The following is an 11,715-nucleotide window of genomic DNA, read 5'->3' as shown; positions in this document are numbered from 1 at the left end:
CACTCCGCCGCAAGCATCTTCATAAAGGGCTGCAATCTCTACATCCGTTGGTTCGGCTGGCACATTGGCTACGCAATTATTCACGTCCGTGATGTCCGTCGGCCAGATGTCTGTTAAGGCAGGGGCTACCAAGTCACCACCAGAGTAAACCACGTCACAGGTTACAAAATTGCCGGATACATCTTTAATTTTAAAGGCATAGGTAAATTCCCAGTTGCAGTCGTCGTTTGTTCCGGGAGTTGTACCAGTCCATTCAGCCGTAACAATACCATTACAGTTGTCTTCATAGAGGTCTGCAACATCGTCATTCAATGTACTCGGGTCAAATGCTATTGCTTCACTCAGACACTGGTTTAGGTTTTCCTTGTCAAGGCTGGCACAGGTAACATCGAAATCTATTAATACCGGTGGGGTAGTTTCCTCTTCAATCAAACCATTTACATAATAAGCGGGATCAGCAAAAGCGGGATATATACCAGGCCATGTGCCGGGAAAATTTCCATCGCAAAACGGGAGGTAATTTTGGCCGGGTATTCCGTTTCCATATTCGCAAAAGCTATCATCATTACTATTACCACCCCGGTCGTCAAATACAAGCTTCGTATCTCCTATTTCGTAGTCGAAGTTCAGGGTCAACAGTGTTTCACCATCAGCTATATCCAGGGGAGTGTTTGAAGTTCCTACAACAATAACTTTACCATCAGCTCCTGATTCAGTCACAAAAACATCCTTAATTAATTGGGGATAGTTGGTAGTATAATCGGGCACTAAATCTTCATATTCATCATACTTAAATTTAAATGTCATCACCGTTGCGCTATAGAGCATTGTCAGAGACACTGCGCTTACGTCGTTAAAGTTTTTCACCGTAATTGGGATTTCAATAACGCTATTGGCGCAAGCAACTACATCGGAAGCAATGGTGGTTGGGCCCAGATAGACTTTGGCGTTGCCTGTCCCAACATTTTCGCAACCATTGGCATCAGTTACATTGGTTATCGTATAGGTAGTGTTAGCTGTTGGATTAACATCAAAGGTATATGGACTCGGAATTGCTGGAATACCGGTTAATGTTACCTCTTCTATTCCGTCAGAATAGGTAAAGTCAAAAAGCGCAGCTCCTGTAAACACAACACTTAAAGTAGCTGTGAAACCGTTACAAATCGATTGGTTTCCGCTTATGGTTGCCGTGGGCAGCTCATGAACGATTACCTCTCTTGTTACTTCGATAGCAGGGTTACCTGCCGCATCAGAAACATTGTAGGTAATTGTATAGGTACCCGGGGTGTTTACTGCTATTGGCAAGCCGGTAACTACAATTGAACCTGTTAAAGATCCATCATGAACATCCGCTGCAGTTGCACCTGCATCCTCGTAAGTATCTCCCTTACAAAGAGAAACGTTGGCATCACCCAATAGTGTGATAACCGGTGCTTCTGTATCGGCAGTAAGGATAACGCTCAAAAGCGTGGAATTTCCTGCAAGGTCAGAGAAAGTTGCCGTTATGGTTTGTTCGCCTTCCACAAATTCAGGAATGGGATTTCCTGGTACATAATTCCAGATAAGATTAACAGCATCATACTCCATATAGCCATTCTCTCCTTCAGGTGCTGGGAAAAATACGGGAACATTGTCTGTATTCAGATTTGCATCAGTTACTTCTATACTGAACACCTGTAAAACATCAATTCCATTAAATGCAACAGGTTCGGTGATAGTGTAAACATTACCTAACTGAGTTGCTGTAAGTGAGCCCTGCAATTTGGTCGTCATGGTTAACAAGCCTCCTACAGGCGCATCAAAATCACATGCTGCTTGTGGTTGGAATCCTGCACCCGCACCATCAGCTCCACTTGTAAGCCAGGGTTGATAGGTTACCGAACCGGAAATAAGAGCTGCATTTGTAGCAGGAACAGTTGATCCCCACCAGTTGCAGGTAGCAGTAATTGAGCCCACACCCTGGCTAACAGCGATTTTTCCCATTGTGGTATTGCCATTATTATCAAGATAGTTATGAATAGCTGTTATAATTGCACCATTGGCAAATAGTGCATAAACAGGATTGATTGTTGAGGCAGGGTTGGTAATAAAGCAATTGTGAACATTCACATTTGCATTTGTATGTGCCATAATTCCAAAACCATTGTTTCCGCCCGTAACATACGGATCAGATCCATTGCCTGTCAGGGTAGATGTTCCTAAATCAACCAAGGCATTTGCGCCTCTTACATTGATACCGCGGTTCAGGTTACCCGTTAACGTACATTCGGTTACTGTGATATTCTGTCCGGCACTTGCTAAAGTTGAAAAATCGGCAAAAGAAAGACCGGCGCAATCCTGCTGAATCTTACCGGTTCCAGTTACGCTTACTTTATCAACAGTGGCCGTAATTGACGTATTGTCAACAGCACCACCAGTATAAACATACACACCTGCGTGGAAACTGCCTGCATGAGCGCCGGCAAAATCTGATACTGTCATATTGCTTACACCTAAATTAGATGGAGCACGTTCTACTAAACCGGCAGGATCGAGATTAACTGCAGCTACACCTTGCATAATACCCTTAATAGTGCCTCCGGTAATTGTTGTTGCCGGGCTTGTATTTAGGTTATAAACAAGATAGCCATAGAAAGAATTTGCCAATGTATTGCCGATAATTACAGCAGCAGCAGTACCCGTAACTTTTGACAAAGAAATCCCGATTGTAGGATTTACTCCTGACAACTGATTGGTTAATGTAACGTTATTACCAGTGATAGTAAGACCGCTGGTCGCACTGGTTTCAATTTCATTTACACTAATACCCGCTAAACTTGCGCTGATTGTATTGTTAAGAATATCAGCGGAGCAGGTCATCCCATTTTCTGGTTTAATTAGAATACCAGTTTCATAATCTGAAATAGTGGTTCCGTTAACTGTAAAGTTTCTGGCATCACCTTCCCATGATTCATCATTGGCAAGAATACCTACTGAACCGGATAGGGTTGGTGATAAACCTGTAATTGTATTATTAGCACCAATTACAAGCTTGTCTTTTGCCAGTGTCTGATACCCTACAGAAATTCCTACCTGGGCACCTGTAAAGGTGTTGTCGGTAAGCGTCATATCATCCTGATAGGTAACAAGACCTGTTCCTGTATTTGCTGTATTGAACGTTGCAGTGTTTCCTTTAAAAGTACTGACTGCATCATTTGATGTTAAGGTGTAGGCCTGGGATGTAACATCTACTACTTCGTTATCTTGAATATCACAAGTAGAAGGAATACCTGTATAATTACCCGATCCGATGCCTTGGTACCAGTTTTCAACGTAACAGCCTTTGACTTCAAAACCATCCACATTAAATCCAAGAATAGCCCAACTTTGATTACCACATCCACCATTTGTAACAGTTGCTCCCAAGACTTTATGTCCTGAGGTTAAAGCATTGTTTCTTCTAAGGACAATGCCGCGGTAGAAAATATTGGTTACGGTAACATCTTGTACTGTCGTATTGATGAAATTTAGATTTGTCCAGTAATACGAAGTAATACCCTGACGATAACCCTGAGTCAATGTTCCACCGTCCACGGTAAGGTCTTTTATTGTAACATTATCAGCAGCCACAATAATTCCGTGGTGTACGGTTCCGCCAGTTGGTGTACAATCGTGCCCATCAATCTTTGCCGGGTCGGGATTAATAAATGTATATTCCTCACCTGCTCCTATTAAGGTTAGTCCGTCTTTATTGATAGTGATGTCGGACTCTAAAAAAGTATAATTAGCAGCCAATTGTATTGTTTCAGGAGAAGAAATTGTAGAGTTTGAAGCATCAATGGCCGTTTGAATCTGCATGTAGCCCAACCCGGTAGTTGTATTTACAATGGGAGCAGCGGGGATGAAAATACTTTGCTCAAGATTGGTAACCTTTCCGTTGTGTATCAGTGTTACCGAAACATACAAGTCTTTTCCATACACTGCGCTCAGCCAGCCGTTGTTCACCGTACCACCCTGAGTTTTTGGGTTGGTGCTGGTACTGTATGGACCAATCGGCACTTCGAACATAGGAGGTGAAAAGCTTGGATATCCTAAAGAAGGAGTAGTAGATGTATTTCTCAAATAACCTTCATAGTATTTGTTTTTCACCAGGTCATTTCCACCTGCTGTTTTCAGATACTTCTTGGTAGTACCTTCCTTGTAATAATATTCAGTGATGATATCATCACCAATACTCAACGCGGCGGCTGTAATGTCAGCCTGAACACCAGTTGCGATTGCTGCTGCTAATACGCCATATTTTGCAGCTATTTCGCCGGGATCTGTTAGCCCGGGAATAGGATAGATTAATGCTGAGTTGTCTTCTAAACCAAAAGTTACTACCACATTTTCTGAAGCTGCAGTATAGTTAATCGCTAAACCGGCTATCTTAGCATGGGGGCCGTCGCAGTCACCATTAAGATCGTTGGAAGTAAGATAAGGCACATACACTGCGGGGCCACTTACCTTGCTGTAAATGCCTGAGTATGTATCAGTACCCCACCAGTTGCAGGTGGCTTGAATATTACAAGTAGTTGCATTCCTAATACCATATTTTACATTTGTAAAACTATTCCCAGTTAAGGTCGCTGTCCCAGTACCATAATTATTCATAACTCTAAGACCTTCAGCAGAAGTTACAAATGGACTGCTAACGATTGTTCCATCAATTGAGTTATTATTGAAATTTACTACCGGAGCGTTTCCTTTACCCGAAACACCAAAATTAATCATCTCTATACCTCTGAATTCACCACCCACAAAAACTTGGGGTAAGTTAACTTGAGCTTGCAATCCTGTGCGTTCATTTTCAGCAGAAGTAACTGTATTACCCGACCATGTCCAAGAGCCGGCTCCTTTTGCGTGACCATTATGATAAAGTCCAATTGCGCCAGCAGAAACTGTATTGTTTTCAACAACACCTCCGGTAGGGTTACCATAATGCAAAATTTGAATACCAACATTTGTATTTAGTACCTGATTATTGCGAATAGTTCCGGCAGTAGCCTGAATGTACATCCCTCTGTTGTATTGGCTATTCACAAATGGACCGCAATCCATAAAATTCCCCTCAACCAAAAGACCGGTTTGGAATATTGACGTACTATTAGTTAATATCATCAAAGGGGCATCGCTACCAAACATTCTATTGTTTCTTACAGTCAAATCATTTACTTTGAATGTTTGAATAAGATAGGGTATTTCTCTAATCAGATAGTCTTTGTCTTGAATTGTAAATCCTTCAATGGTTACTCCGTGCACATTAGCGTTAACCGTTATAACAGATGGTTCAGCAGCTACAGCTGGATATACCGTAACGGGAAGGTCATCAGGGAATGTTAGTATTGCTTCTGCTACACGTGTACCGTAACCGGTATTCCCAAAGTTAGGGCCGCGCAGTGTCAGCGGTTTGTCAATGACGATTAATTCCTCATAGGTTCCGGCACATACATCAATTACATCACCAGCAGTAGCAGCATTAATTGCAGCCTGGATAGTGGCGTAGTATCCCTTGAAGTTGGAAGAACCATCTTTCAATGTTACAGGCAGAGATTGAATGGCAACTGCCGGGCTAAATGTTGCCAAATTTCCATAAACATCAGTAACCTTTATCTGATTGGTGCCTACAGCAAGTCCTTCAAGTGTGTATGGGCTTAAGGCGACACCAGTGGCAGAGAAGGCTCCCCAAGCAACAGTATAAGGTGCCGTGCCTCCGCTGAAAGTTACCAGAATAGAACCTGTGGTTTCACCGCAAGTAATATTATCAGCAACAGCCGAAGCAATTACTACCGGAGTACCACCACAACTTCCTGCATCAGGTGTAAATCCTGGATTATTTTGTGTACCTGCACTTTCCAGCCATGGCGAATAGACAGCGCCACCGAACAACCAGAACTCGTTGCTTACATCTGTTCTACCCCACCAGTTGCAGGTGGCTTGAATATCATAATTAGCTTGATTGTAAATAAACCGACCAGTAGTATTTGTAAAACTATTTTCAGTGACGATTACTGTCCCGGTACCATAAGAAGCCTGAAGGTTAACACCCATAGATCCGCTTATATGTAAGTTGATTCCTTTCGCTCCATCAAATGAGTTATTGGTAAAAAATACTGCCGGTGCACTTCCAGTACCCGCTGAGCCAAAATTAGTAACACATATACCGTTGAAGATAACTTTAGGCATGTAAGGGCGGGGATTTTTAACCTGAGCCTTCAATCCTTGGTGATCATTATCAGCAATAGTCACTGTATTGTTCGACCAGGTCCAGGTGCCGGCACCTTTTGCCTGCCCATTGTGATAAAGGCCAACCTCGTTAGCTGAAATAATATTGTTTTTAACCTCACCTCCGGTAGCGTGACCATAAGGCATAATTTGAACACCAATGTTTGCATTTACAATTTGGTTATTTTGAACGGTTCCGGCAGTAGCCTGAACATAGATCCCTCTGTTTAAAACGCTATTAACAAATGGACCGCTATTCATATAGTTTCCTTCAACCAAAAGACCGGTTCTAAAGTCTGCGACGGCAGTTCCGGTTAAAACATACAACTGTACATCACCGCCATACATTCTATTATTTCTTACAGTCAGATCATTTGCTTTGAATGTATGAATAAGATAAGGTATTTGTCCAATCAGATAGTCTTTGTCTTTAATATCAAAGCCTTCAATGGTTACGTTATTCACACCAGAACTAACCGTTATTAAAGCTGGTTCCATTACAGTAATGCCATCAGGGAAGGTTAATATTGCTTCTGACAATGGATCACGTAACTCGTCAAACCCGGTTTTCTCAAAGTTAGGTCCACGCAGTGTAAGCGGTTTATCAATGATGATTAATTCCTCATAAATGCCTGCATCTGCCACAACAAAGTAATTATCCAATGTTGTACTTACAGAAATAGCATCCTGGATAGTTGTATGGCTGCTTACCCAGATTCCAGAAACGGCAGGATCACCATTGTAAACATTTACAGGGCCACGGTCGATTGGTACAGTCTTAGTCACCATTTCAATTCTTCCATTGTTGATAAAGGTAACATCTACACTCATTTCGCGTCCTAAAACGGCATTAAGCCAGCCATCACCTACCACAGTTCCCGTATTTGTATGGGTGCGGTAGCTGCTACCCTTTTCTATTAGGGTAAGCTGCGGATTATAAAACCAATCCGGATAATTTGTGTTAGCTATATCATCTTTCACTAAATATCCAGCCCAGTATTTACTTTTTACCAGCGGGTTATTATTGTCAGTTTGTAGGGGAACTTTTGTAAGTCCGTTCATATAATAATACTCACAGATGATATCATCACCGATGGCGAGGGCTGCTGCCGTGATGGCATCCTCATCTGAGCCTGCCAAGGCATCAGCTAAAGCCTGGTAGCGCAGACCAACTTCGCCAAGGTTAGCAGTCGAAAAAGGGTCTATTTCCAAGCCAGGAGCTGGCCTCAACTCCATGGCATTATTAGCTACACCAAATTTAAGCAGAATACCTTGGTTGGCAGGGGTGTAAGTAAGGGTTACATTGTTGGGTATAGCCGTGCTGCCTGTGCATGTGGCACTTTCTTCAGAAAGATAAGGCACATACAAAACATTGCCTTCTACATTATCATAGATAGTCGAATAGTCGGTAGTACCCCACCAGTTACAGGTGGCGTCGATAATATGATCGGTACCATTATAAATGTCAGACCCATTGCTACCAAACGTGTTGTTGTCGATCTTGATATCACCACCCAATTCTGTTACTATTGTTCCATCGTTTATAAAATTCACTGCATGCAATGCATGTCCTGTGATGGTATTTCCAGTGACGGTAAGACCATTTAAACTCACATCTTGCGTTACGATACCACCACTTATGGGACTATTCTTTAGGGTATTGCCTGTAATTGTGATGTTCTTAACTTCTTTAGTTAGAGTACTCGGCCAACCACTAATGCGAATGCTTTGCCCGGCGTCAGTAACTAGATTATCCTTGATGATAATATTTTCAACATAGTCAACAGCAACATTCATCACATTGATTCCAAGGTCTGCAGGGCCATCAATCGTGTTATCTTCTACTAAAACGTTTTTAGTATCAATCACACCTATGGCGGTACTTGCCCAATCATTTGTAAGTGGAGCGCCAACAACATAGTTACCAGTTACCTGTGAAGCTACGCCGGTTACCTGGATGCCAGTTCGCATATAAATGCTATTCTCAGGAATAACCTTGTTATTTTTAACAATGAAGGTAGTTCCTACACCATTGGCCCTTGACTGGTTGATTCCTAATCGGAAACCATCCACGGTAAAGCCGTCAACAGTTACAGTTCCCATATTCTTAACCACCGAAATACCGGGAGTTTCTAGATTTACTAAAGGGTTTTTAATGAAAGTAACATCGCGGCCATCAACAGACTTTAGCGTCAGGTTAGGCTTATTGATGGTTACATTTTCGGTGTAAGTACCCGAGGCCACGGTAATGGTATGACCATCCGTTGTCTCGTCTGAATCAATAGCTCCCTGTATGGTAGCGTAACGCAGGTTAGGTGTAGTTGAAATGTTTACTACCGGCAATGCGTTGTAAGTAGCTTGAATGGCTAAAAGCAATTGAGTGAATGAGCCATAGGTCTTGCCGTTAACGTCTGCAAGGATGAAATCTTTTGTGGGCGTATCCATAGCATTGAAAAACGCAAACGCCGCGTTCACTTCAGCACAGGTAACAACCTCTCCGCTGATGGATGTACCAGTAGGTAAAGCACAAAATGCATCACCTACAAGAACCATTTTACCCGTAGAACTACTGAAGTCGGCGGCTGTAAGACCTCCAGGGTTTACTACAGCAGTCATAACATCCTGAATGGTAAATCGCACGTTGGCCAAAAGATAAAGCATCCCCGACATTTGCTCGAAGCTACCATAAGAGCCATTGGCTTTAAGGTCGGCTACCAGGGCAGCAAAACGTCCGGGAGCCGCAGTATTGAGTGCACCAAGATAATCAATAAAAATCTGTGCATCTTGAATTTCAGTCTCGTCAATTAGGTGTCCACTAACTGATTTGCCAACAAGTAAGCCCAAAGCTGTATTCACATCCGTCAAATCTTGAACAATGAAATCGCCGCTGTTGGCGTGGCTAACTGCTATAGCCGCAGCAAAGCGAAACTGAGCCAAAGGATAAAGCATTGTCGACATTTGCGTGAAGCTGCCATAAACACCATTGGCTTTAAGGTCAGCTACCAGAGCTGTGAAGCGTCCGGAAACCATATTATTGAGTTCGATAATAAAAGCATTTGCAGCTTGAATTTCAGTTAATTCAATTATGTGTCCACTAACTGATTTGCCAACAAGTAAGCCCAAAGCGGCATTCACATCCGTCAAATCTTGAACAATGAAATCGCCGTTGTTAGCGTTGGTAACTGCTATAGCCGCAGCAAAGCGGAAATCGGCTAATTTAGTTAGCATACCGTACATGTTCGTGAAACTGGGATAACCGCCAGGAACAGGGGCATTAGCTGCAAGGTCAGCTACCAGTGCATCGAAGCGTCCGGATACCAATTCTTCAAGATCAGTAACTAAGGCCGGAATACCGTAAAAGTCCTCTGGAATCGTATTGCCATTAATTAACTTTCCTCCATTTTTAAGGGGAATCAAAGCTGTATATACAGCCTGCAAATCCGCAATTTCAAAATTACCGGTATTGGCGTGATCCACAGCTTTACCCACGGCAAAACGGAAATCGGCCAATTTAGTTAGCATACCGTACATGTTCGTGAAACTGCCATAAGCACCATTGTCTTTAAGGTCAGTTCTTAGTGCAGTGAAGCGTCCTGATACCATATTACCGAGTGCATCAATGAAGGTCTGTAGATCTGCAAGGTTCTGATGAGAAGTTACTACTCCATTAATTTTCATGTCTTCAAACTTTGCCCAAGCATCTTTCACAGCCTGCAAATTTTGAAAAGTGAAATCGCCGTTGTTGGCGTTGTCAACAGCTACCTGAACTGCCAGCCTAAAGGTTACCAGATCATCAAAAAGCGTTTTTACATCGACAATGCTTTCATATCCCGTAATAGCTAGACGATTTTCGAGCATATCCTGGGCAACGGCAGTTTTACGGGCAGAGACAAGTGTATTATAATCAACATAATTATCAATACATAAATGTACATCCTCAAGGGCTGTTTGCATTGCTACTTTATCGCCAGCGGCGTTTACTGCTGCGAGTGCCGGACCTGCAAGATTAGAAATCTCACAGGCATTATCTATTACCTTTTCACATCCGGCTTCAGTAGTTCGTATACTAACAACATAGGTGTTGGGTTCAAGATTTGAAAAAGTACCTGATGTTTGCCACCCATCTCCAATGGAATACTCATGATCTTCGAATCCACCTGTCGGGTTTGTAATTCTTATCTCTCCATTGTCTTGATAGCATGTAGCATCTGTTTTGTCAAGAGTAGCTGTTGGCTTAGCCTTTACCACAACGGTTGCATTTTTATTGGTAAATTCTTTAGTGCATCCTGTAGCCGTTATTTCAAGTTTAGTTATTTGAATAACATAACCATTATAGCCGACCACCAAGTCAATAGGTATTTCATAGCTAACTTCACCCTCTTCGCCAGTATTGTCTTCAATGTCTCCATCAAAAACGAAATTACCACCACCGGTTTTAATTACATAAGATGCTTTGCCATTAACATTCAGCGGAAGCCCTGTTAATGTCATGGTTGCTTTATTGCCTGCACACACCGGTGTTAAAGTTACGCTACCGAGTGTTGGGAGTGGGTTTACCGTCCAGGAAACGGAAACTTCTTCCGACATACATCCTAATCCATCAGGGTGCGCACGCCAGGCTTTCACCTGAACAATATTAGTTCCTGAAAGATCGGTAGTAGAAATACTTTGCCCTGAAGTGTAAGTACTCCAGCTTGAGCCCCCATTTGTACTGTATTCATAAGTGTCACTACATCCAGAAACCCCACCTGATCCTGCTACTATTGTTGCAGAAACATTTGTTCCAGCACATACAGACTCATCGATTGGATCTTTGGTCATAGTAGGTGCGATGGGATCGGCTTCTACCTTAACGGTAAAAGCCAAATTAATAAAGCCGCCTGGAGGAGGGTTATTAAAACCGCTAACACTAGCATTAAAAGTACCAGATGAATTGTAGGTGTATGAAAAGCCAATATTACCCCCAATTCCAGCTGTTGGCCCTTGATTGTCACCATTTCCAGGTGCGAAATAATAGTCTTTCCCAGCTTTGCTGCCATGCACAGTGAGATTAACGGTTCCACCTTTACAAATAGTAACGGTTCCAGATCCCCCTCCATCTAAAGGAGGACTGGTACTAATTGTTTCCTGTCCAAACGCACTAAAGCCCACAAAGGCCATCAATGCAATTAAAAGTGTAAATTTTTTCATAACTCGTTAGTTTTTAGTGATACATTTAAAATTTTGTAATTAGTATTATGATTGAGAACGATAAATTTATTGCTGGTTGAAGGATGCGGCGTGGTCGGCTGAACGGAAGCGCTGCCGGCCTTGCCGCTGTTTACGCCGCACATCAGCACGGTGGAAGAGCGCTACTACTGCGGCGCTCACTACAAACAGAAGGATGGTAAATAACAACATGTCCGTTAATTTTTTTGGACCCGGAAAATAAGAAGCCTAATGCTTCTTCGCTAAATCAAACTGTACGAGAGT

1 protein-coding gene is annotated in these 11,715 nt (G+C 42.5%); it reads right to left on the bottom strand.

Annotated features, from left to right (window positions below; translation table 11 throughout):
• Positions 1-11,433, bottom strand: an 11,433-nt coding sequence (locus tag VFC92_06885) for an immunoglobulin-like domain-containing protein (protein HZK07911.1), incomplete at its 3' end; no start/stop codon positions are given.
• Positions 11,434-11,715: the final 282 nt, after the last annotated feature.

The organism is Bacteroidales bacterium, from assembly GCA_035647615.1.
GTDB lineage: Bacteria > Bacteroidota > Bacteroidia > Bacteroidales > 4484-276 > SABY01.
This window is presented reverse-complemented; position numbering and strand designations above follow the sequence as displayed.